Here is a 25,263-nt window from a genome sequence, read left to right on the forward strand (position 1 = left end):
TTTTAAGCTAGTGTTTATACCAGTTTTTAGGCAATACTACAGGCTTTTCATAATTCAAATTGTCTTTATCTAGAACATTGGGAAACTGGTCTATAAATGTTTTAGAAGTAATCCTATCATTTCTTAAAAAGGAAAATTCTAAAACTGGAGGAATTTCAACGTTTTTATGCTTATATATTTTTGAGCAATTGTTAGGATGTAAATGCACACATGTGTGTGTTTTCAAAAGTTTTTCAAAAACAGAGCTTGCTAGTGCAAAAAACTCTTTATCCCATAATCTTTCAAGGAAATGAAACTCCAGTAAAATAACTCTAAACTGTTTTAATAATAATTCATCTATTGATAACAATGTAAAATATTCTGCCCCTTCTATATCCATTTGCATTAGTAGGTCTTCATTTGGCTCTATATTACTACTCCGTAACCAATCAGTAAAAGTTATAAAATCTTCATTAGATGTCGTTCCAATATGCTTTTTTATAAAATTATAATCATATTTAGATGCATCTATATTTGGTCTTTCAACACTGTTGTCTGCCATGTAAACTTGAATGCCTCTATTTAAACAATCTATTTCAAAACCACTTTCAGTATCTACACCAGGAGAGAAGCAAGTTTTAATTCCTTCCAAATCATTAGGAACCAAGTAACCTCCATCAGTAACACTCCCCATTCTAATAAGCTCTATATTTGTTTGATAAGGTCTTAAGGATTTTATGAGTTCAATAATTTTGCTTTTTTCAGTATTCTTGTTTATTTGAAAACCAAAAAAACTAAATATTTTTTTTAAATTCATCCAAACAACATTAGATGTTTTATTAATTATCTTTTTCATTGTATATATTTATAACTATATCGAGTTTATAAAATCGAATTTTTTGGGCGCCTTGCAAAAGTACGATAGTTATTACTTTTAACAAGTTTTATATTTTTTAATACATCGTTTTCAATTAAAATCTGTTCTGCAAAACCGTACCACGTTACTGCTTTTTTATCACTAAAATGATAAATACCAAAACTATTATTTTGGCTTACAATTATTTGGTATATAAAACCAGATAAATTAACCGTGTTTGTTGGACACCCTATTTGTTCATCAGTAATAAAAAGTTCGTATTCAATTTTAGCCTTTTCTAGTATTGATTTGTAAAAGTTTTTACCGTATTTTTTACTATATAACCAAGAGGTCCTTATTATAAAATATTTTTCTATGGTGCTTTGGATATACTGCTCTCCTAATAGTTTAGATTTACCATATTCGTTTATGGGATTTGGCAAATCGGTTATTGTATATGGTCCACTTTTTTCTCCATCAAAAACATAATCGGTTGATATGTGTATTAAAACGGTGTTGCTATTTTTACAAACTTCTGCTAAATTTTTAACTGCTTCTGCATTTATTTTATATGCTATTTCAGGAGTTTTTTCGGCTTGTTCTACATTGGTATAAGCAGCACAATTTATACAATAATCAAACTTGTTTGACTTAAAAAAAGACTTAACCTGACCTTTTAATGTAATATCCAGCTTCTCTTTAGAAACAAAAACAAACTCTAAATTAACGTCGTTTTTAGAATATAATTCTTCTATGGTTTGCCCTAGTTGCCCATGGGCTCCTGTTACCAAAATAGTTGTTGCGTGCTGAACGCTTGATATTGATTTTTCCATAAAAAACTATTGTAACCCTAACGCTTTAAATGTTGGAAGTATAAGATCTTTTTCTGAAATAATGAGTTCATCATTTGGAAAATTCCAATCTATATTCAAATCTTTATCGTGAAATATAATGCCTCCTTCTGATTCTTTGTTGTAAAAATTATCACATTTATACGAAAAAATAGTATCGTCTTCCAACACCACAAATCCGTGGGCAAACCCTTTTGGAACAAAAAGTTGCTTTTTTTCTTTGTCGTCTAATATAAGTGAAACGTGTTTTCCAAAAGTTGAAGAATCTTTTCTAATGTCAACACAAACATCCAACACTTTACCCTTTAAAACTTGCACTAGTTTAGCTTGGGCATGTTTTCCTTTTTGGAAATGAAGCCCTCTTAATACACCTTTTAGTGATTTTGATTGATTGTCTTGGACAAAATTTGATTTGATTCCCGTTTGAGATTCAAATATTCTTTTATTGAAACTTTCAAAGAAATACCCCCTTTCGTCTTCAAATACTTTGGGTGTAATAACAAAGCACCCTTTTAAATATGTTTCTTCAATTATCATGCTTCTTATAGTTGCTGAAGGTATTCACCATAACCACTTTTAAGTAATGGTTCTGCAAGTTTATGCAACTGCAATTTGTTTATATACCCCATTTTATAAGCCACTTCTTCTATACATCCTATTTTCTGTCCTTGACGTTCTTCAATAACTTGTACAAACTGAGACGCCTGCATAAGCGATGTAAATGTCCCTGTATCTAACCAAGCAGTGCCTTTATCCAATATTTGAACTTTTAAAGTACCTTGCTTTAAATATGCTTTATTAACATCGGTAATTTCTAGTTCGCCACGTTTACTTGGTTTTATGCTTTTGGCTATTTCAACTACCGAATTATCATAAAAATAAATACCAGGAACAGCAAAGTGTGATTTTGGGCTTTCTGGTTTTTCTTCAATAGAAATAACGTTATTATTCGTGTCAAATTCTACCACGCCATAGCGTTGAGGGTCTTGCACATGGTATGCAAAAATAACGCCTCCATGTGGATTAATAGTAGCTTGCAAGGTTTCGTTTAAACCAGAACCATAAAATATATTATCACCTAAAATAAGTACTACACTATCGGTTCCTATAAAATTTTCAGCTATTAAAAAAGCTTCGGCTAAACCGTTGGGTTGTTCTTGTACTTCATACTCAAAAGTACAACCATAATCTTCACCATCACCTAAAAGTTCTTTAAATCTTGGTGTATCTTTTGAAGTTGAAATAATGAGAATTTCCCTGATTCCCGCCGACATTAATGTTGTTAACGGATAATAGATCATGGGTTTATCATAAATAGGCATGAGTTGTTTACTTACCACTTTTGTTAGTGGATGCAAACGTGTTCCTGAACCTCCTGCCAATATAATTCCCTTCATTTAATTACTATATTGTTTTTGATAGTACAATTGATACGCTCCACTAGTTACATTATGCAACCACGCTTTGTTGTTTAAATACCAATCTATCGTTTTATTTAAGCCTTCTTCAAAGGTAACTGATGGTTTCCAACCTAATTCCTTGTTTATTTTTGAAGCATCAATAGCGTATCTTAAATCGTGTCCAGGACGGTCTTTTACGTATATTATAAGCTTTTCTGAACTTCCTTTTTCTCTGTTAAGCTTTTCATCCATTTGTTGGCACAACAGTTTAACTAAATCGATATTCTTCCATTCATTAAATCCGCCAATGTTATAGGTTTCATTGTTTTTCCCTTCATGAAATACCAAATCTATAGCAACTGCATGATCTTTAACATATAGCCAATCTCTAGTATAATTCCCATCGCCATAAACTGGTAACGGTTTATTATTGATAATGTTATTGACAAATAAAGGAATTAACTTTTCTGGAAATTGATTTTGTCCATAATTATTAGAACAGTTTGTTATTACATATGGCATACCATATGTTTCTCCATAGGCTCTTACAAAATGGTCTGAGCTTGCTTTAGAAGCTGAATACGGTGAATTAGGGTCGTAAGGAGTTGTTTCGGTAAATAAGCCTGTTTGCCCTAAGGAGCCATAAACCTCATCGGTACTAATATGGTAAACCAATTTGTTTTCAAAATTATCTTTCCAAGTATTCTTAAAAGCATTTAAAAGGATCATGGTTCCTATAACGTTTGTTTTTACAAAAGCTAATGGATCTTTTATCGATCTATCCACATGAGATTCCGCTGCTAAATGGATAATTGAATCAAATTTATGCTTATTAAATAGCTCATTTATAAAAGTTTCGTTTGTAATATCTCCCTTTATGAACGTGTAATTTGGGTTGTTTTCAATATCTTTCAAATTTTCTAAATTTCCAGCATATGTAAGGGCATCTAAATTAAACATGTGATAGCTTGAGTATTTTTCAACAAATAACCTTACTACATGTGAACCGATGAAACCTGCACCTCCTGTAATCAGAATTTTCATAATTACTGTTTATTGTAATTCTTAAGATAGGTGTTCAATGATAGTAATGCAAAAAACATTAACATTATGATTAGAAACAAAAATGGAATAATAAATTTATAACTTTTTAAAAGACTTTTATCTTCTACACCTTTATTGGGGAAATCAGAAATAACATTTAAAATACTAGATTTGTTGGCCTTCTCTTCATTTAGGTTTACTAAACTAGTTTTTAATTCTTCCATTTTGTTTATTAATGAAAGTTCTTTGTTTTCTTTTGCTCCATTTTCACCGAAACTAATATTAGTACCTCCTAGTTCCCGCTCTGCTTCTTTAAGCATCACCTTTTTATATAATAATTGTAGAGAATCAATTTCAACAATTTGTTTATAGTAAAGACTGTCTTGTAACTTGATATTAATATCACTGATATCTTTTTGAAGATTAAAATAATCGTTTCTAGAAATGGAATTAATAATGGAAGGTTGTATTTTTTTCGCAATATTATTGTTAGTAGCTATTACAGTTATGGTATGAAAACGGGCATCTAAAGAATTGAAATTGTTTAGATATTCTTTCATATCTATTGCCTTTTGAGTTGTTGTATCTAAACTTCGAATAAATTGATCAAATGATTTTACTTTTTGGTTTTCATCTGAATACGATTCTACTCTAAATTCTTTTATAGAAAAAGCCTCTTTTTCGGAAATATTTAAAGCCTCAGCTAAAGCGCTGGAATCTTTTGCTTCAGCCAATTCATTATAAAAATTGATGTTGTTATATAACTGTTGGGCGCTGTTAAAATTTGGTTCCAATACCATGGTAGAAACATATTTGCTTTGTTTGCTAGCATCTAAATAAATTCCAATGGCTAAACCAATAACACCCGCAATAGCAAACTTTATAATATGTTTTTGAATGAATAACAAAAACAAAATTATAATCCCAAAAAACCCTTTAAAAATACTACCAATAAAATTAAAAAACCTGCTAAAAGCATTTCCAATTAACTTAAATAATTGCCCTAAATCTACTTCTTCAGATTGCTGAGGTTTTGGTAAATCGTTACTCATATTAAAAGTATTATTAATTAAATATTTGTTCTATTATTTTTCTTGTTATTAAATAGGTTGGTTTTACACCTGTGGTTCCTAACCCCCCTGATGCTAAGGTAGCTCCAGTTTCTAAAGGGTTGTCGCTGGCGTAATAAGCATACCTAACTTTAACATCTGAACTAATGCTTCCTCTTACTTTAGATGCCGCTTGTATGGCTTTTTGATAATGGGCACCTTCCATTTCTAAACCAATAACTTGCCAGGTAGAGTTGTAAAAGAATTTTAAAATGTCTTTGTTTTGTAACGATGTTCCTAAAACTGTAATCATGGTGCCTTCATACACATCAACACCATGTCCTTCTAAATCTTGTTTAGAAAGTTCATTTTTAAAAGGGTAATTATCGGCAGTTCCTTCAAAAATATGAGCTTTCGGTATCATGATGTCGCCTTTACCACCTTCTAGAATACCTGCTTTTCCCATAATGGAAATGGAATCTATGTTTAAATGAATATTATTACCTTTTATTTTATAAGGTTTTAATAATTCATCTATAGTTTCGTAAGCTTGTTCACCAAAGGCATAGTCCATTACTAAAATTACTGGTTTTTCAGATGCTATCCGGTTTTCATTAACTTGAATATCCAACTTCGTGACATCAAGTTTGCTGGTATCAAAAATTTGAACATCAATCTTGGTACCCGAAGCATCTTCAATATAAATCATGCCGTTTTGCAACGCTTCTTTAGTTACTTTGCTACGTAAATCGTTATTTTCTTTCTTACTTAAAGACTCATAAATACTATAAGCATCTTTTGAAGCTGATGTTTTTAAGGCTGTTGGTGCAAAAAGCGTATTCATAACACTATGCATGTTGGCGCTAATGATATGTATGGGTCTTTGTAATAATTTATTTTTATATAGAACTTCCTTAATAGTGTCTGCCCAAATTTCGCCATGTATATGATGCCCGAGACGTTCTCTTAAAACGGGACTAAAAGTAACGGTGCGCTTATTATTGCTTATTTGTTCTTCAATGGCTAGTTTACCTAACCAATATACGATGTGCAACAAACGCTCTGGTTGTGTTGGTGTTGCAAAATCTTGATAAACTGAACGCAACTCGTTAAAAGTACGCCCTAAAATATTGGCCGTATGTGTTATGGCTATTTCACGTTCCTCTTGGGTTAATTTCTTTTTTGATGAAACAGCTTTTTCTAGTTTTGTCCAATCTCTAGTTGTTGCCCCACTTTCATCAATTAAAACGCGATTGCTAATTTTATGTGATTCAATAAAAATAAAAGTGATGTGCGTTAAAATATCATAGATTTCAGATCGACCGCGCGTAATCTCAATATTCATTTGCTCTTCATCAATTCTATAGCAATTACGCCTTCTTTTTTCTGGAATTATGGGTTTGAAATGAGAGTTGGAATACCCCTCATCACTCGTTAAATTAATAAACGTACACTCTTCAATACCAGTGGGAAGCCTATCAATAACGTAAAGCAAGCCTTCCAACTCAGCTTTTTCTTCACCTATAGAGCCATAAATTTCTGGTCGTAAAAGCAATAAGGATTGACGCAGCGTTTCACCCGAAATGCCCATAGGTTTATAAAAGCCTCTATTGAATAAATGCCGCATGGTAACATACATCCGCTCAATAGCATTCGAGCTTTCTTGTGCTCGCGTTCTTTCGTGATGTTTTTTGTTGCTCATGCTTGTTTTTTTAACGGGGCAAATGTACTACTTTTTTGTTTAATTGCTGTGCGGAAAACCCTCAACTATTTTTCTGTCATTAGACAGTCTAGGCAGCTTGTTTTGTCCACCTAATTTTCCAACAGATTTCATATATTCTTGAAACCCACTCTTTTTTACTTTCGTTATTTTAAGTGGTTGTAAAACCTTGCCTTGAATTAAATCGAAATAATAGCTGTTTTGCTTTTGAAGTGATGCATCTATTTTTTTGGCCAAAGCCGAAACGTCATCAGGTTCGTTTTCAAACTCAACAAACCATTCATGATATGGCAATCCTTCTTTTGGATTTATTTGAGGAGCCACTGTAAATTCTGAAATTTGAATACTAGAACCCAAAACAGCTTCCTGCATGGCTTGTTCTACTTCTTTACCAATAACGTGTTCCCCAAAGGCCGAAATAAAATGCTTAATGCGCCCTGAAACAATAACGCGATATGGTTTGGTTGAAGTAAACTCTACCGTATCACCAATATTATATGCCCAAAGACCCGCATTTGTTGAAATAATCATCACATAATTTACGCCAACCTCTACATCTTTAATGGTAATTCGTTTTGGGTTTTCGTTAAAAAACTCATCTGCTTTAATAAACTCATAAAAAATACCAGAATTTAGTTGAAGCAACATGCCTTTTTCATGCTGTTTATCTTGAAATGCAAAAAAACCTTCACTGGCTGGGTACAATTCTATACTATCAACTTTTCTTCCAATTAGGTTTTCAAATTTGGCTCGATAGGGCTCATAATTAACGCCTCCAAAAATAAATAGGTTGAAATTTTTAAAAACATCGCCTACTTTTTTTCCTGTTTTTTGTTGAATCTTTTCAAAATACATCTGTACCCAAGATGGAATGCCTGAAATAATGGTCATATTCTCCGGAAGGGTTTCATCTACAATGGCATCTACTTTGGTTTCCCAATCTTCAATACAATTGGTTTCCCATGATGGCAATCTGTTTTTTTGAAGATATTTAGGCACATAATGGGCCACAATACCTGAAAGCCGCCCTAATTGAATGCCATTTTGTTCTTTAAGAATAGGGCTTCCTTGTAGAAAAATCATTTTACCATCTACAAACTTGCTGTTTCCGGTTTCTTTAATGTACATTAAAATTGCATTTCTGGCCGCTTCTACATGGTACGGCATACTTTCTTTGGTAATGGGAATGTATTTTGAACCCGACGTTGTGCCCGAGGTTTTAGCAAAATAAATGGGTTTTCCTTTCCATAGAATATCTTCTTCACCAGCAACAACACGCTCTACATAAGGTTTTAAATCTTCATAATCTCTAACTGGTACTCGTTTCACAAAATCTTGATGCGAATTGATGCTTATAAAATCGTGGTCCTTACCAAACTGGGTACTAGCTGCCTCTGAAATTAGGTTTTGGAACACCTTTTCTTGTGTTTCAAATGGTTTTTTTGCCCACTTTTTAATGGTATAATGCACCCGTTTGGCAAAGGGTTTTGCTAAAGCCGATTTTAGTGATATCATCTTATTTAAAATCTATAAAGTTAGTTGGGTTTATGGGGTAACCATCGTTCCAAAGCTCGAAATGCAAATGCGGGCCGGTAGATAATTCGCCTGAATTTCCTCCGGATGCTATAACTTCACCTGCCTTCACCAAATCTCCTTGGGTTTTTGTTAAGGCAGAGTTGTGTTTATAAACTGAAATTAACCCATAACTATGCTCAATAATTACAACATAACCTGTATTTGCTGTCCATTCGGCAAATATTACCGTACCATCGGCAGTTGCTTTTATGGGTGTTCCCTTGGCTACAACAACATCAACCGCGTAGTGTTTGTTTTTCACATTATAGGGTTCGCTTATGGTGCCATTTACAGGCGGAAATAAGATAAAGTTGGATGCAGAGGTTGCCGACTCAAACAAGTTATATTTATCTTCTTTATCTACTTTTTCTCTTAAAATAGAATCTTCAGCAGTTGGATTTAAATTTACTTCACTGGCTTCTAGTTTCACTGCTTGGATAATGGAATCTCTAGAAAAATCAACGGTGCTCACTTCCCCTTGCAATACCTTTTTTATAGATGCATAATACCGATCGTTCATGGTTATTACTTGTTGTAATGAATCGGTTTTATAATTTAATTCTGTTGCTTTTTTCTTTAAGGCTGCAGATGAATACCCAGGAATATATTCTTTTAACGGTGTAAAAGCAATAAGCATGGTTGTGCCCGCTATTAAAATAATGGCAGTTAAGGAAGCTAAAACAAATACATTTAAGCGTGTTAGCTTAATGGATAAGCGCTCCTCAAAGGTATGCTCGTTAAGTATTACCAATCGGTACTTATCGAGTAATTTCCGTTTTATCTTTCTTTTTTCAGATTTCTTGGTCTCCATGTAAAACAAAATTAAATAAAATTATTTCATGACTGCTTGCTTTATGCTAAAGTTATCCTCAAAACGGTTTTATTAAACTTTAATTATTAACTTTGCGTAATAAATTTAGCAATTATGATTTCATTAGGTATATTTCTAGCTATTGGTCCAATGCAAATTGTACTAATTGTTGTGGTAGTTCTATTATTATTTGGAGGAAAGAAAATCCCTGAATTAATGAGAGGTCTTGGTAGTGGTATTAAGGAATTTAAAGATGCCAGTAAAGACGACGACAAAAAAGATGATAAAAAATAAATCTTCTTTTGATAAATAAACAAAAAAGACCAACATTTCTGTTGGTCTTTTTTGTTTTATGTTGTTTGGTATTAATTTATTTTCACCGATTTAATAATAGCTTCCAATTCTAACATGTAGTCGCGCTTTTCAACTGAGGGTGCAAATGCAAACCCTTCAACAATTACCCATCGTTTATTTATTTTGTCTTCAATGGCATAGTTAATAAATGGTCCGCCCATAAAATCTGCTTTTAAATCCCATAAGCCTTTAGTTTCAATAGCAGGCTTATTATCTACAATGGTTTCAGATATAAAAGGTGCATAAGCCCCTTCTGTAGTCATATACGACTCTATTTTTTCACCGTCCTGTTTTATTTCTCCATCTTGCCTTCCCTTGATATATTCTTTTCCAATAGAATCCCTTAACCTCACTATTTGGCTTACTAGACTATCATTTCTTTTGATGGCGTTATAAGGCACTTCAAAGATCATTAAATTGGTAGTTCCCGTAGTGATGTCTTTTCTAATCCAAAAGAAGTTATCGGTTTCTTTAGCTATCCTATAAACTGAAGGAAATTGAATGGTCAACCCTAATTTTTTTTGAATGGAACTGAATTTATGAGGCGACTTTGCCATTTGTCTGGTACGCTCAGCCATTTCCTCGCTTCTAAACGTTTTAACTATTTTTGAAGCATTATCATTTAAGGTTTCAATAATTTGCTCTCTAGATTTTCCTGAAACCACAATAACTTTTTGAGGTTGTGCGTACACATTGTTTAAAGCTTCAAATCTAGCTTCTTTATTTACTTCAATTTTTAAAATGGTTCTGTTTTTGGTAACAAATCCTGAAAACACCGATGGTGGAATTTGGCTAATAGTGAACATGGGTTCGTCTTGCGGTAATCCATAAATGGGAGCTGTAAGTATGTTTCTAATAGCATCGCCTATGCTACCATCCCACAATTCGTTATCTATAACAACCGAAACGTTGTTTATGTTTCCCGATGAATCTGAAAGCAATTTATCATCAGATGATTTTTTGTTACCACATGAAACAAATAGTACTAGTAGAACTGCTGAAAAAATAATATTTCGCATAATTTAAATTAGGTTTTTGGAACTTTTAACTTTTAGATACCTTAAGTTTCATTCCTGGTTTTAATTTACTACCACTAATACCGTTCCAATCTTTAATATTTTGAACAGAAACTCCAGAAAATTTTTGCGAGATACTCCATAACGAGTCGCCACTTCGCACTGTATATATTTTTGAACTACCAGAAGTAGCTTTAGAAGTTGTAGATTTACTAGTTGAAGATGTAGTTGATACGGTTGCGTTTTTTGGGTAAATAGTTAAACGCTGCCCTATTTTTAAGTTATTGCTTCGTAAACCGTTCCACTTTTTTATATCGCTTACCCGAACACTGTATTTTCTGGCTATTAAACCTAAAAATTCTCCAGACCTTACCCGATGCGTTGTTTTTGTATTGGAATCAAATAATTGAGGCATTGGTTTTTCCCGTTTATCAAATTCAGCTTTAGCTAACCCATAAATGTGCTCTTCATTGGTTACAAAATCCCCGATAACGGTTCTGGGCAAACGCAACGTGTAATTTTCACCTTTTACAACCGGAATAATATCCAATTTATATGAAGGATTTAAAAACTGTAACTCTTCAATTTCCACACCTGTAGCTTCGGATATTTGATCGAGTGTTATCATTTGTTTCACACGTATGGTATCGGTTTCAAAAAAGGCAACTTCAGGTTTTGGTTTTGTAAACCCATGCTCTTCAGCATATTCAAAAATATACATGGTAGCTAAAAAAGCTGGTAAGTATCCTGCTGTTTCACGTGGCAAATTATGCCTGATGTTCCAATAATTCTGGTAACCACCAGAACGACGGATGGCTTTGGTAACATTTCCTGGACCTGAATTGTAGGCGGCAAGTGCCAAATCCCAATCACCAAAAATTTCATAAAGCTTAGATAGATATTTTGCGGCGGCTTCGGTAGATTTTATAGGGTCGCTACGTTCATCAACATAACTGCTTACATCTAAGCCATACATTTTACCTGTGGTATACATAAACTGCCATAAACCTGTTGCACCTACTCTAGATTTTGCTCTAGGTTTTAATGCCGATTCTACAATAGCTAGATATTTTATTTCAAGTGGTAAATCGTGGTTATCTAGTTCACGTTCAAACATAGGGAAATAAAATGCACTTAAATTGATAAGTTTTTGGAAACTTCCTCTTCTGTTTTTTAAATATGATTTAATAACACTTTCTAAACCTGGATTATATTCAACGTTAAAAGGTGTTTTAGCACTTAAATCTGCTAATCTGGATTTTAATAATTCTGTTGAAAGCTCCGGATAATCTACTTCTTCAAAAGTGAGTTCGGTAATGGAATTGTAGATGGTATCGTAAAGGGAGTTGCTATATAGCTCTTCCAACCATTTTTGGTCAAAATCGGCCGCCAACAAATTGTCTTCTACTTTTTTAATTAAAAGACTGTCTTTTTGAGTATTAATTTGCTTTAAAGTTTCTTTTTTTCCATCTGTAACTACAAGAGAATCTTTTACTTGCGAAAAACAAATTGCAAAACTGGAAAGGAACACTATGGTAAAAAATCTAAACGTCATAAATCTATTCATTTGGTTATATTGAACGATATTATGGCTAAAATCGTATTTTTTAGCTTAAAATAAAAACTTAATTTAGTTTATATGAATTAAAACCTACAAAAACAGTGCCTTATTTACCATTTTATCGGATTTTTCTTTTTATTCTAACAAAAAAGCCACAAATACACAGATAGAAAACTACTTGAGTATTTGTGGCAAAAATTTATAAAAATCTGAACTGTTACTCTAAAATTGCAGCAATTCCTGGTAAAACAATACCTTCTAAACTTTCTAACATGGCACCTCCTCCGGTACTCACGTAACTTACTTTGTTTTCAAAACCAAATTGTTTTACAGCAGCCACAGAATCGCCACCACCAACAAGAGAAAAGGCTCCGTTTTTAGTTGCTTCAGCAATCGAGTTTCCTAATTCAATCGTTCCTCCAGCAAAACTTTCCATTTCGAAAACACCTAATGGACCGTTCCAAAGAATGGTTTTACATTCCATTACAACATCGTGAAATTGCTTTCTAGATTTTGGTCCCGCATCAACACCTTCCCAACCATCTGGAATTGCATCAATATCAACAACCTGAGTATTAGCATCGTTACTAAACGCATCTGCAGCTATCACGTCAACAGGAATGTGAACTTGAACGTTTTTAGCTTTGGCTTGTTTTAAAATTTCTAAAGCTAATTCTTGTTTATCGTCTTCACAAATAGAGTTTCCAATTTTTCCTCCTTGAGCTTTTATAAAAGTAAAGGCCATACCACCACCAATTATTAAGTGATCTACAGCATCTAAAATGTTTTCTATAATGGTTATTTTTGAAGATACTTTAGCGCCTCCAAGTACTGCCAAAACAGGTTTTTCGCCATCTTTTAATACTTTGTTGATGCTTTCAATTTCTTGAGCCAATAAATAACCGAAGCATTTATTATTCGGGAAAAATTCTGCAACAATAGTAGTGGAAGCATGCGCTCTGTGTGCAGTTCCAAAAGCATCGTTTACATAAATATCGCCTAATTTTGATAATTTTTCTGCAAACGCTTTATCGCCTGCTTCTTCTTCTTTGTGGAAACGAAGATTTTCTAACAATAAAATCTCTCCTGGTTGTAATTTTGCTGCTGCTGTTTCGGCTTTTTCACCAATACATGCGTCTACAAACTTAACTTCAACACCTAAAATATCTTCAACATTTTTTACAATGTGACGTAATGAAAATTGATCTTGCACACCTTTTGGACGCCCTAAATGCGACATTAAAATACAGCTTCCGCCATCTTCTAAAATTTTTATGATTGTTGGTTTTGCAGATACAATTCTGGTAGCATCGGTTACTTCAAAGTTTTCATTTAAAGGCACATTAAAATCTACGCGTATTAATGCTTTTTTGTTTTCGAAATTAAAATCGTTAAGAGTCTTCATTATATTTATAAATATTTTATTTTTTAAGTGTTTGATTCACAAAAGTAAGTAATTAAAAACAGCTACAAAACCTGTTTTTAAACGAAAACGATATAGCTTGTAAAATAATTTTAATTGAACACGCCTTTTGCGTTAAGGATAGTAGTGAATAGCTTTTGGCGAGTACGCGCAGCGAGCCAAAACTAGAAACGAATAGCCTGACCCTTGTGGTAACGCCCAAACAGAAATTAGTACTTTACCATCTAACAAAAATTGTGTAGGTTTGTTCGATGCTATTCTCGGAAATTTTAGGACAAGACCATATTAAAAACCATTTAACGCAAAGTGTTGATAATGGGCGGATTCCGCATGCACAATTGTTTGTGGGACCTGAGGGCTCTGGCACTTTGCCCATTGCCATTGCTTATGCACAATACTTACTATGTGGCAACACCAATGCGGAAAATAATACGGGCAATGAGGCGTGTAACTTGAAGTTTAACAACATTTCGCACCCCGATTTGCATTTTGCGTTTCCGGTTACTACCAGTGATAAGGCTAAAAGCCATCCGGTTTCTAGTCATTATTTAGAAGAATGGCGCCAACTTTTGAAAGAACAGCCTTACGGAAATTTATTCGATTGGTATAAATTGCTTGGTGTTGATAACAAACAAGGACAAATTGGTGTTGATGAGGCGCAGGATATTGTAAAAGCACTATCATTAAAAGCTTATGAAGGTGGTTATAAAGTGATGCTGATTTGGATGGCTGAAAAAATGAACACTGCTGCTGCCAACAAGCTTTTAAAACTTATTGAAGAACCGCCTAACAAGACTGTTTTCATTTTAATTGCCGAAGATGAAGAACAGATTATTAATACAATACGTTCGCGTTGCCAAGTGTTGCATTTCCCTCCCCTGGCAGAAAATGTTATTAAAGAAGCCTTAATTAAACAGTATAGTTTAGACTCTTTAACGGCGACTAAAATTGCACATCAATCGAATGGGAATTACAACAAAGCCTGCGATTTGGTGTATCAAGATTCTGAAGATTTACAGTTTGAAACCTGGTTTATTTTCTGGATACGAAGTGCTTTTAAAGCTAAAGGGAACAAGGCTGCGATACACGATTTAATTTCCTGGAGTGAGGATATCTCTAAAACAGGACGCGAAACCCAAAAGCAATTTCTTAATTTCTGCTTAGATTTTTTTAGACAAGCCTTGTTGCTAAACTACAATGCAACCGACTTAGTTTACTTAGAACCTAAAACAGAAAAGTTTAAACTTGAAAATTTCGCGCCTTTTGTACACGGTAATAACATTATGGAAATTAGCGACGAACTTCAAGACGCCATTTACCATATTGAACGCAACGGAAACTCTAAAATTATTCTAACCGATTTGTCTATTAAATTGACGCGGTTGTTGCATAAAAAAGCGGAATAAGCCTATTATTTCTTTATAACTTTTTTATGTAAAACACCTTTACTTGTTTCAATTTCAACAAAATATAATCCGGAAGTATAGCTACTGATTTGAATATTTTCAAAATCTTTAGTTTGTTTAAATAATTGTTTACCTGTTGCACTGTAAACAACAATTTTCTTTACAGTAACGCCATTAAAAACCTTAATACCAAAATCTTTGGTTGTTGGGTTTGGATATAACAAAACCTGTTCCTTGAAATCATTTTGGGTGATTGACAACGTTGATCCCTCAACAATTTTTGTAGAAACGGTATTTACAATAAGCGACTCATTATAATCAATGATTGGTTTTGACGCTGCAGAAGTTTTACCAGAAGCTTCTATATAATCATAAAAGATTTCTGTTTTACCTGAAATAATACTGCCCACAATAACATCACCAGTTGGTTTTACTCTAAAAGCAATAAACGCTTTGCTTCCCTCTTCATCGTTTTGTTTTGCAGGAAGATTAATATTCTCAAATACAAATTCAACGAAATTTTTATTAGTAATTCTCGTTTTAAAATCATGACTTGAATTGATAATATTGATGGTGTTCCAATCTAAATTTCTGTTTAAAATATCAGTAATGGCAATATTTTCAGCCATAGTTGAGCCTAAATTTTGAAAACGAATGATATAATCTAAGTAATTGGTAATTTCATCAATAACAATTTCTGCTCCCTGTAATACTTCTTTCTTATTTCCTGATGAAATACCATCTACAATTTGATTTAAAACATATGTGTTATCTATCAAAAAATCATCTGCATTATTGCCTGTTATTGATGTTTGAAAATTCAGCTTATCGCCTTCGTTAATTACAGCAGAACTCATGATATTAAAGGAAACATCAATAATTCGCTTTTCAAACGGATTTAAATTACTATAGCTAAAAGAAATTGTGTTTCCTGTTGAATTATTATGGATTGGATTCGCAGTATTGAAACTTACAAGATTTTCGTCAAACTGTAAAGTTATGCTTCCTTCACTGGTGCTAGAACCTAAGTTTTCATAGACTATTTGATATTTTGCTTCCTCACCAAGCTGTATTTCTGATATAGGAATGAAAACGATATTCACATCATTTACATTTTGGCTATAATTAGAACAAAAATCAACAGTCGTGTTTTCTCCATAATCGGTAAAATTACTTGTACTTGTTTCTGGATTTAGAGAAATATTATTACGCGTTAAAAACTGTGGCAATGTGGTTTCATAACTGTTTTTTAGTACAAATAAGCTATAATTTCCATTGGCATCGGTTAATGTGGAAAATTGATTAATCCCGTCTGTGGCTTCTACCAACATATTAGGGATTTTAATATCTAAAACATCGCATCCATTATTATTGTTATCATAAGCTACGTTTCCTTCAACAGTATTATATGGTAAAGTAATATTACAATCTTCAACAAATGTTGCATTTGGATCTATATTAGAGGAAAATTTTGTTTCAAATGATGCGACATTATCAACACAAATGGTTCTTAAGTTTGGATTGTTCATAAGATGGAGTGAACGCAATACTGTTGGGCTTACATTTTTTAGGTTAACACTGCTAAGTAAATAACTATTGTTGCATGTAAATGATATTAAATTTGGAGTAGAAGTTAAATCCAATGTCTTTAATGGGCCGTCTCCTAAAGCTAAATTTTTCAGTTTTATATTGGCCGTCAAATCAAGAGATTTTATAAGTGTGTTGTATGTTATTAATCTCTCCAATAATGTATTTTTGCTCAAATCAATACTTTCAACTAGCGTTCTGTCAAACTGCAGACTTTTAAGAATAGTTAGCTTTGACACATCTAAACTAGTTAATGGATTAAAACCACAAATCAAGGTCTCTAATCCAGTATTATTGTCTAAAAGCAAATTAGTCAATTCATTGTAGTCACAGCTAAAAATTCTTAAATTCGTATTCGAGCTAACATCAATCCTTTTTATAGCATTAATACTACAAGATAGTGATTCCAAAAAACTTAAATGACTAACATCTAAGGATGAAATTTTATTTCTGCTACAATTAAAAGTTCTTAATAAAGTGTTTTTACTAATATCTATATTTGTTATATTATTATTTTGACAAACTAAATATGTTAATCGTAAATTTTCACTAACATCTAGTGAATGTAATTGATTATCGTTGCAGCTTAAAGTTGTTAACAGTGTATTTTTACTAAGATCTACCTCACTAACCAAATTATAACTGAAATTTAAACCTGTAATATTAAGAAAAGCTTCAATACCTGTTAAATCCTTAATTTTAATTTCATCCAAATCACCAAACTGATTGCCTAGATAGAGTGGGCCATTAAAATTCCCAGCCTCATTTATCTGGATCTCACCATCTCCATTAGTGTCTATTATATTGTTATGGCTCAGTAATCTAGCTTTAAAATTGGCGTCTGGAATATTAACAATTTGAGCTTGTGAAATATTTACTATTAATACTAATAATAAAAATACGTAGAAGTTTTTCATATAAACTGAATTTAAACTCCTAAAGTAGGAATACGGGTTTAATAGATGTAAGTTTTTACAGTTTATTCGACAAATTGCTAGATTACATAGCCATAAATATAATTAGCCAATAAAATGATGGGGGTGTTGTATAAAAAAGCAGAGTAATTATATATAATAAAAAAACCCTGAAAAAAAATAATTTTCAGGGTTTAACATGCTGTATAACAGATAGTTATTACTTTTTATACTCTTTATTTAAGCCTTCTAAAATAACCTTTGTTAAATCATTATCTTCAGCACCGTACATAACGGTAGCAGCTGCATCGCTTGTTCCTAAAATATAAGTGTATCCGTTATTTTTTCCGTATTCTTTAACGTGTTTTTTAACTTTGCTAATTACAGAATCGATTTCTGTTTGATAATCTCGTTGTAATTGTTGTTGCTCCATTTGCATTTTTTGTTGAAGCAATTGTTGTTTTTGTTGCAAGCCCCCCATTAACTCTTGAGCTTTTGCTTGAGAAGATTTTTGTGCAGTAATTTGAGCATCTTGAACTTCCAATTGAAATTCTTTTCCAACGCTATCGGCTTTTTTTCTAAAAGCTTCTTCTTTTGCTTGAAACTTTGCTTCAACATCTTTTTTCTCTTGATAATCGTTTATAACAGTACCATTATCTACAAATCCAATTTTTGCTTGTTTTTGGCAAGAAGTAAATGCCAACGCTAATACTATAACGTAAAATATGTTTTTCATTTTTTAAAATTTATAAGTCGAACAAAAGTAATAAAGTAAAATAGAAGTTAGAGTAAAATTTGTTTGATTTTATCATATAGCTATAATTTATAGTTTGCATAAGATTTTATAATAATATCTTATCAAAAACAAGCTTCATATCTGCGTTTAAATCGATTTTCAGGAATTAGCAGGGTGATTGCTTGTTTCGTAGCTTAAAAACGGCTTTAAGACCTTAAAATTCAATTTTAGCTGTTTTTTATGATATAAATTAACGAAGAAGCCTCTTTTGTGGACAGAGATTTTAAATTTGAACGCATTCCAATCCAAAAGCCTTTTAAAAAATTCATTTTACCTTTTTTATATTTTTCAGAAAGAAGGCTTACATAAAGCGCATCAAAATACATGGGTTTTGTTTTTATTACTTCCATAGACATTTTTGAAACTAATTTTGAAATGGAATTTCTATTAAAATGCCAAAGATGTCTGGGTACATCAAAAGCTGCCCAAAATTCTTTATAATATTCAGCATCGTAACTTTTATAATTTGGCACTGCAATTATTAAAGTTCCTTTAGGTTTTAAAAGTTTTTTAAAAGTTTGAACCTGTTCTTCTAAATTTGGCAAATGCTCCAATACATGCCAAAGGGTAATAACATCAAAACTTTCGGGTTCGAATTTTAAAAGCTTATTGGTATTGTAAACCGCATTATCGGTTTTTATGTTTGCTATCAATCGAGCTTCATCATTTGGTTCAATACCAAAAACACTCCAATGGTTCTTTTTTGCTTCCAGTAAAAAATCACCTGTTCCACAACCTATATCTAACAGTGATTTTTCAGCAGAAGCAAAACCATTAATCAATTTCAGTTTTTGTTTTAATGAAATTTTTCTAACCAAATGGTAAGCATACTCAAACAGGTTTCTTTTAGAATCGGTATGCGAAATGTAATCTTCACTTTTATAATATTCGGGTAGTTTATCTGCAGCAGGCTGTGGCAAGGTTTCTAAAAAACCATATTCCATGTTTTCGAACAGCTCAAAAATTTCACCAGAAACCGAATGATCTTTTACTTTTAAGAAAGGTGATTTTAGATTTTCTTTTGTCACGATTTCACGAATATTTATTCAAATTTTCAGACGTTCCACGTGGAACGTCTGAAAAAATTAATTATAATTTAGATTATTACTTTAAGCTTATCTTCCCATATAAACCAACAATACGGAAATATCATTAGGAGAAACACCACTAATTCTTGAAGCTTGAGACACCGTTGCTGGTTGTATTTTTTTAAGTTTCTCGCGCGCTTCAAAACTCATGGATTTAATTTGAGAATAATCAAAATCCTTTGGTATTTTAACGTACTCTAGCCTACTTAATTTATCGGCGTTATTCTTTTCTTTAGAAATATAGCCTGAATATTTAATTTGAATTTCAGCCTGTTCTACCACTTCATTATCTAGATTATTATTATTGATATATGCTTCAACCGATTCGAATTGGCGCATATCGTCAATCGTAATATTAGGTCTTGAAAAAATCTTAAACATCTTATCCGATTGTTTAATAGGCGATGATTCTTTAGCTTCCAGCACAGGATTGGCATCTTCTGGTTTTACACTTGTTTCAGCAAAAAACTTTACAAATTTTTCAGCTTCTTCATGCTTTTGCTCCATTCTTCGTAAACGTTTTTCGGTAGCTAAACCTATTTCAAAACCTTTGGGTGTTAACCTTAAATCGGCATTATCTTGACGCAACAATGTTCTATACTCTGCTCTAGAGGTAAACATTCTATAAGGCTCATCCGTACCTTTGGTAATCAAATCATCAATCAAAACACCTATATAAGCCTCATCTCTTTTTAAGGTGAAAGCTTCTTTTTCTTGAACTTTTAAACTCGCATTGATACCAGCCATCAAACCTTGAGATGCCGCTTCTTCATAACCAGTAGTCCCATTAATTTGACCAGCGAAATACAACCCTTCTACAAGCTTTGTTTCTAGTGTGTGCTTTAATTGCGTTGGCGGAAAATAATCGTACTCTATAGCATAACCTGGTCTAAAAAATTTGACGTTTTCAAAACCAACCACAGAACGCAATGCTTTAAACTGCACATCTTCGGGAAGTGACGTAGAAAAACCATTAACGTAAACCTCACAGGTGTTCCATCCTTCCGGCTCTACAAATAATTGGTGCCTGTCTTTATCAGCAAATCGATTGATTTTATCTTCAATAGACGGACAATAACGCGGTCCCAAGCTTTTTATTCTTCCATTAAACATAGGCGATCTATCAAAGCCTTCACGAAGTAAATCGTGCACCAATTCACTGGTATAAGTCATGTGACAAGAACGTTGGTTTTGGAGCGGTTTAGTAACATCTAAATATGAAAACTTTTCAGGGCTTTCATCACCAGGTTGTTCGATCATTTTTGAATAATCTAGTGAACGTCCATCAACTCGTGGTGGTGTTCCTGTTTTCATTCTGCCCGATTCAAAACCTAAACTTACCAGTTGCTCGGTAATACCCGTAGCGGCCTTTTCTCCTGCTCTACCTCCACCAAAATTCTTATCGCCAATATGTATTAATCCGTTTAAAAAAGTACCGTTAGTTAAGACCACAGACTTCCCTTTTATCTCAACACCTAATGATGTTTTTACACCAACAACTTGATTGTTCTTTACTAACAAACCAGAAACCATTTCTTGGTAAAAATCTAAATTTGGCGTTCCTTCCAACATTAGCCTCCAGTCTTCTGCAAAACGCATTCGGTCACTTTGCACTCTCGGACTCCACATAGCAGGTCCTTTAGATTTATTAAGCATTTTAAACTGTATGGCAGAGGTATCGGACACTATACCTGAGTAACCCCCAAGCGCATCAATTTCTCTAACAATTTGCCCTTTAGCAATGCCTCCCATAGCAGGGTTGCAAGACATTTGAGCAATGTTCTGAAGGTTCATTGTAATAAGTAATGTTTTACTTCCCATATTGGCGGCAGCGGCGGCAGCTTCGCTACCTGCATGACCAGCACCAACAACTATAACATCATAAACATCATTAAACATAACTATATTTTTTTATATGTTCCACGTGGAACAATGTAATTTTTTAAATTTTGAATTTGCAAATATACACTGATTTAGCGAATATTAAGCTAGTTGTTTTAAGTAGTGGTTTTCCTTTTCGCGCATTAGCTTTTCATCTGCTATCGACTTGTCTTTGTAACCACAATAATGCAACACGCCATGAACGATGACACGGTTTAGCTCCTCTTCAAAAGCAACATTAAAGTCTTTAGCGTTATCTAATACTCTTTCAACAGAAATGAAAATATCGCCCTGAATATTTTTTCCAACAGAGTAATCAAAGCTAATAATATCGGTCAAGGTGTCGTGATTTAGAAACTCAACATTTAATTTATGCAAATAATCATCATCACAAAAGATGTAATTGACCTCTTCCAAAACACAACCTTCTGCTTTGATAACATCGGAAATCCACGAACCAATACGCTGCTCGTCTTCTAATAAAAACTTTGTTTCGTAATTAAAATTAATCATTATTCTGCTTAAAATACTTTTGAACTTTCTTCTTGTAAACTGGCTGCAAAGGTAGTGTTTGTTTGTTCAATATTTCAGTGGTGTTAAAATATTGCTTAGCAGTAGGTATTTGGTTGTTTGAATTGTTATCAAAATTCTTATTGTTGGTTTGAGATTCACGCTTATTATCTTCACCTTGTTGAAAGGATGCATTCTCCAATTTTAATAATTGATGCTTTAAATCCATCATCTTTTGAAGCGTTTGATTCGTAAAACCTTTGTTCAACAAATCCAATTCTACCTCTTCCATTTTTCTAAGCAAGGAAGATGCATTACCAGACATGCCTTCTTTAGCAAGCTTTTCTTCTAAAGCATTTCGCAGTTGTTGCTGCTCTTGATAAATTTGATACAACAAACCATTTAACTCCTCATTGTTTCCTTCCCCTTCGCCTCCGCTCTTGTTGCCGTTTTTATCTTGCCCTGGTTTATCACCATTCTTACCTTTATCTCCTTCTTTGCCTTTTTCACCTTCCTTTTTTCCTTCTCCTTCATCTTTAGGCTTACCTTCTTTACCCTTTTTCAAACCTTCTTCCATCATTTTGTTTAGCTGCTCTTGACTCATAATAATATCAGGAAGTTGCATTTCACCCTGTCCACCCTTACCAGCAGACATGCTTAAATTCTCTTGCATGTTATCCAAAACATCGCTTAAAAAATTTGATAAATTATTGGCAGCTGTAATGGTGAATTGCTGATTGGAAACCCCTTGGTGTATTTGGTTTTCAGCAAACCAACCCAACGCTTTATCTATGTTATAATACACATCTGTAATTTGCTTATTCACTTCTTCTGAAAGTTTTGGTTGACGAAGCGATAACGCAAATAAACTATCATCGATATGCTCAAAATGTTCACGTAAACTGTTTTGTTTCTTTAGTAAAGAGGCATACTTATTGTGGTTCTCCTCTACGGTTTGAAATTGCTTCATAAGCTTTTCTTCATCAAAAGAAAAAAGCAAAACATTGTCTAAAACCTGACGGAGCATTTCAACATCTTCTTGCATTTGTTCACCACCTCCAGCTTGCATAGCACTTTGCATTTGTTGGCTTAATTTCTTCATTTTTTGAGCTGCCTTTTTTTGGCTTTGCTGTGCGTTCTTCTTGCTTTCACCATTGTTTGGAGAAGGATTGTTTTCCTCCTTTTTCAATTCTTCTGAGGCCTTTTGTTGTTCCTTTTTGATTTCGTTTTCCTCTAAATTATCTTGCGGAATTTTAATAGGCTTTTTTAAAGCGTCTCCTTCTTTCTTTAGATTGTCCAATTGCTTTTGAAATTCTTCAAAATCCTTATTCAATGCATCTTGTTTTTCTTTGGTGTTTTTGTCTTCTGGTTCGTTCGATAATTTTTCTTGGTCTTTGGCTAGTTGTTCCAAATCTTCTGTAAGTTTATCTAATTTCTTTTCAACATAAAAACGTTTTGTTAATTCTAAAAGCTGCTCTAAACTTCGCTTCTTGTTCTTGTTTTGTTTTGCAAGTTCATCAAGCTTTTTTGTTAGCTCGTCTTTGTTTATTTTTTCCTGAAGTTTTTGAAGTTCTTCTAAAAGTTTTTCATCTTGTTTTAACTGCTCTTCGTTGGCCTTTAAACGCTCTTTTAAATCTTCTTTGAATTGGTCTTTTTCTTTGTTATCCTTTTCGAACTCTTCCAAATTGTCCTTTAACTTTTTGTTGAAATTTTTCATCATTTCATCTTGCTGTTTCTGACGCTGTAAAAAAGTTTCCAATTTCTTTTTATCATTAAAATTTAGATTCGATTTTTCCTTTTGGGTTCTAGACAATTGCTCCAATTGTTTTTCCTGCTCATCAAACTTCTTTAAAGATTTATTGAAATCTTTTATAGATTCACTCTGTGCATTCAACTGTTTGGCCACTTCTTCTTCTTTTGTGCGCTTTCTATAGGTGAACACATTACTTTTAGAGCTTTTATACTTGTTAACTTCATCATTATCAAATATTTGAAAGTATAATTCATACGAAACGCCTTCTTTAACCTTCAAGTTATTAGGAAACGCTGTAATAAACTCTGAAACATTGGAATTTGAAACCGTAATGGTCTCTACTTTCTTCTGGGTTTCATCTTCTGATGGATAATAAACCAATTGCAATTTGCTAAAGCCATAATCATCACTTACCTGCCCATGGAAATAAAGTGTTTGCAAATCGAGGCTATCGGTCTTTACTTTTAAATTGATGTTTGGGTATTCATCTTTTACCACATTCAAATTAAAAGATAAGGTCTCATAATTTTTTAACTGATTGTTACTGGTGCTTAAACTGTACTGCAAATTATTGAAAACACGTTTTGAAGTTTCAAAAACACCATCATTTTCCATAGAAAAATTCACGGTATCTTTTGTAAACAACTGCACTTTTTTGGTTGCTTTTGTTTTTAAACGCCAAGTAATATAAGTACCTTCTGGTATAATGGCATTACCTGTGCTTTTTAAAACTTCGTCTTGCTTTTTGGTGTAGTTTGGATAATCCAAAACCATTTCAAAACTTAATAAAGATGGCACTTCCACTACTTCAATGGTATATGGTTTGGAAGTAACATTGTTTGAAGTGAGTTGAAATTCTATAGCTTCTTTTGGTTGTGAAAACACATATTCAAACTCCCCAATACCTGTTTGCTTTAAAAAATAGGTTTCGTTGTTATAAATTATTTCAGCATTCTCTGGTATAACATCGCCCGCCGTTTTAACTATCAATTTAAAATCTTTGTTTTCTATAGCATTCAAATGATTGTTCACCACAAAAAATTGAAACGGTGCCGGTGGCTCATAAGCCGTTTTGTAATGTGTTACGCGTTCCAAACTATTACTAAACCAACTCGTATTACCAAAAACAAAAGTGGCCAAAAGAATTACAACAGGTATGGCTGCATACTTTAAATACTGAAGATTCCTTTTAAAATTGACAGCCAACTTAAACGGAATGGGATGAAGCTCTATGGATTTTTGCTCAATACTAGCCAAAAGCAATTCCGATTGTAATGGGTTTTGATGCAACTGCAGAACATTCAACAGTTTATCATTCACTTCAGGAAAATGGTGCCCTATTATTCTTGATGCTTCTTCGTAATCAATCCCCTTCTGAAGTTTAAAAAGCTTCGCCAATGGAATAAAAATAAATTTGATGAGCAAGCCAAATTCCACCAATACAAACAACCAAAACAACAAGGTTCTTGCCGTTGTGTTTAGCCATAAAACATGTTCGATAAACAGGGTGAATAAAAAATACAACAAGCCTATGGCGAAAAATAAAATAGCGCCTTTAAGCAACTCATTGGTATAATACCTTTTAATGAATGCTTCTAATTTGTTTTGTATATTTTTAAAATTGCTTTGCATCTGTATAATTAACCTACTAAACTACAATTTTATTTTTTACAGCGTTTATAATAATGT

20 protein-coding genes are annotated in these 25,263 nt (G+C 33.0%); 2 read left to right on the forward strand and 18 right to left on the reverse strand.

Features of this window, described 5'->3' with window-relative positions:
* Positions 1-7: 7 nt before the first annotated feature.
* The 9 genes from J8H85_RS03390 to J8H85_RS03430 are packed head-to-tail and all read right to left on the reverse strand — an operon-like array spanning position 8 to position 9,285.
* The gene (locus J8H85_RS03390; RefSeq protein WP_209652675.1) at positions 8-835 is read right to left on the reverse strand and encodes a class I SAM-dependent methyltransferase; all 828 of its coding nucleotides are present in this window, start codon (positions 833-835) and stop codon (positions 8-10) included.
* 26 nt (positions 836-861) lie between these two features.
* On the reverse strand, positions 862-1,668 hold the full coding sequence (rfbD, locus tag J8H85_RS03395; protein ID WP_209652676.1) for a dTDP-4-dehydrorhamnose reductase: 807 nt from the start codon (positions 1,666-1,668) through the stop codon (positions 862-864).
* 6 nt (positions 1,669-1,674) lie between these two features.
* Positions 1,675-2,223 (reverse strand): dTDP-4-dehydrorhamnose 3,5-epimerase, encoded by a 549-nt coding sequence (gene rfbC / locus J8H85_RS03400; RefSeq protein ID WP_209652678.1) that lies wholly within the window; start codon positions 2,221-2,223, stop codon positions 1,675-1,677.
* A gap of 5 nt (positions 2,224-2,228) precedes the next feature.
* A complete protein-coding gene (rfbA, locus tag J8H85_RS03405) occupies positions 2,229-3,083 on the reverse strand; it encodes a glucose-1-phosphate thymidylyltransferase RfbA (protein ID WP_209652680.1) in 855 nt (284 codons plus the stop codon).
* A complete protein-coding gene (gene rfbB, locus J8H85_RS03410; RefSeq protein ID WP_379937081.1) occupies positions 3,084-4,133 on the reverse strand; it encodes a dTDP-glucose 4,6-dehydratase in 1,050 nt (349 codons plus the stop codon).
* Positions 4,133-5,182 carry a hypothetical protein gene (locus J8H85_RS03415; protein ID WP_209652684.1) on the reverse strand — a complete coding sequence of 350 codons (1,050 nt, stop codon included), beginning with the start codon at positions 5,180-5,182 and terminating at the stop codon, positions 4,133-4,135. Before J8H85_RS03415 ends, rfbB begins: the two co-directional genes overlap by 1 nt.
* A 13-nt stretch (positions 5,183-5,195) precedes the next feature.
* Positions 5,196-6,881 carry a DUF6909 family protein gene (locus tag J8H85_RS03420; RefSeq protein ID WP_209652685.1) on the reverse strand — a complete coding sequence of 562 codons (1,686 nt, stop codon included), beginning with the start codon at positions 6,879-6,881 and terminating at the stop codon, positions 5,196-5,198.
* Between the two features lie 39 nt (positions 6,882-6,920).
* Positions 6,921-8,414: a GH3 auxin-responsive promoter family protein gene (locus J8H85_RS03425; protein WP_209652687.1), complete on the reverse strand. Its 1,494-nt coding sequence runs from the start codon at positions 8,412-8,414 to the stop codon at positions 6,921-6,923.
* Between the two features lies 1 nt (position 8,415).
* Complete coding sequence (locus tag J8H85_RS03430) at positions 8,416-9,285, reverse strand: M23 family metallopeptidase (protein ID WP_209652689.1); 870 nt, start codon at positions 9,283-9,285, stop codon at positions 8,416-8,418.
* A gap of 114 nt (positions 9,286-9,399) precedes the next feature.
* Here J8H85_RS03430 and J8H85_RS03435 point away from each other — a divergent pair, with 114 nt between their 5' ends.
* Positions 9,400-9,579 carry a Sec-independent protein translocase subunit TatA/TatB gene (locus tag J8H85_RS03435; RefSeq protein ID WP_209652690.1) on the forward strand — a complete coding sequence of 60 codons (180 nt, stop codon included), beginning with the start codon at positions 9,400-9,402 and terminating at the stop codon, positions 9,577-9,579.
* A 71-nt stretch (positions 9,580-9,650) separates the two neighbouring features.
* Here the strand turns inward: J8H85_RS03435 and J8H85_RS03440 are convergent, their stop codons facing one another.
* The 3 genes from J8H85_RS03440 to J8H85_RS03450 all read right to left on the reverse strand — a co-directional run bounded on the left by J8H85_RS03440 (position 9,651) and on the right by J8H85_RS03450 (position 13,621).
* Entirely contained in the window at positions 9,651-10,658 is a 1,008-nt protein-coding gene (locus J8H85_RS03440; protein WP_209652692.1) for a DUF4837 family protein, read from the reverse strand.
* 25 nt (positions 10,659-10,683) lie between these two features.
* On the reverse strand, positions 10,684-12,210 hold the full coding sequence (locus J8H85_RS03445; RefSeq protein WP_209652694.1) for a lytic transglycosylase domain-containing protein: 1,527 nt from the start codon (positions 12,208-12,210) through the stop codon (positions 10,684-10,686).
* Positions 12,211-12,433: 223 nt separating this feature from the next.
* On the reverse strand, positions 12,434-13,621 hold the full coding sequence (locus J8H85_RS03450) for a phosphoglycerate kinase (protein WP_209652696.1): 1,188 nt from the start codon (positions 13,619-13,621) through the stop codon (positions 12,434-12,436).
* Positions 13,622-13,890: 269 nt separating this feature from the next.
* On the opposite strand from J8H85_RS03450, the gene J8H85_RS03455 reads away from it, so the two are divergent.
* Positions 13,891-15,045 carry a DNA polymerase III subunit gene (locus J8H85_RS03455; RefSeq protein ID WP_209652697.1) on the forward strand — a complete coding sequence of 385 codons (1,155 nt, stop codon included), beginning with the start codon at positions 13,891-13,893 and terminating at the stop codon, positions 15,043-15,045.
* Between the two features lie 5 nt (positions 15,046-15,050).
* Here J8H85_RS03455 and J8H85_RS03460 read toward each other — a convergent pair whose 3' ends face one another.
* From J8H85_RS03460 to J8H85_RS03485, 6 genes are all read right to left on the reverse strand, one after another.
* On the reverse strand, positions 15,051-17,549 hold the full coding sequence (locus J8H85_RS03460; protein ID WP_209652699.1) for a DUF7619 domain-containing protein: 2,499 nt from the start codon (positions 17,547-17,549) through the stop codon (positions 15,051-15,053).
* Between the two features lie 217 nt (positions 17,550-17,766).
* Entirely contained in the window at positions 17,767-18,282 is a 516-nt protein-coding gene (locus J8H85_RS03465) for an OmpH family outer membrane protein (RefSeq protein WP_209652701.1), read from the reverse strand.
* 227 nt (positions 18,283-18,509) lie between these two features.
* On the reverse strand, positions 18,510-19,370 hold the full coding sequence (locus J8H85_RS03470) for a class I SAM-dependent methyltransferase (RefSeq protein WP_317194978.1): 861 nt from the start codon (positions 19,368-19,370) through the stop codon (positions 18,510-18,512).
* Between the two features lie 87 nt (positions 19,371-19,457).
* Complete coding sequence (gene mnmG / locus J8H85_RS03475) at positions 19,458-21,329, reverse strand: tRNA uridine-5-carboxymethylaminomethyl(34) synthesis enzyme MnmG (protein WP_209652703.1); 1,872 nt, start codon at positions 21,327-21,329, stop codon at positions 19,458-19,460.
* 84 nt (positions 21,330-21,413) lie between these two features.
* Positions 21,414-21,824, reverse strand: a complete 411-nt coding sequence (gene ybeY, locus J8H85_RS03480) for an rRNA maturation RNase YbeY (RefSeq protein ID WP_209652705.1) — start codon at positions 21,822-21,824, stop codon at positions 21,414-21,416.
* Positions 21,817-25,206: a DUF4175 family protein gene (locus J8H85_RS03485; protein WP_209652707.1), complete on the reverse strand. Its 3,390-nt coding sequence runs from the start codon at positions 25,204-25,206 to the stop codon at positions 21,817-21,819. Before J8H85_RS03485 ends, ybeY begins: the two co-directional genes overlap by 8 nt.
* Between the last annotated feature and the right edge of the window lie 57 nt (positions 25,207-25,263).

Source organism: Mariniflexile gromovii, assembly GCF_017814435.1.
In the GTDB taxonomy this organism is placed as follows: Bacteria; Bacteroidota; Bacteroidia; order Flavobacteriales; family Flavobacteriaceae; genus Mariniflexile; species Mariniflexile gromovii.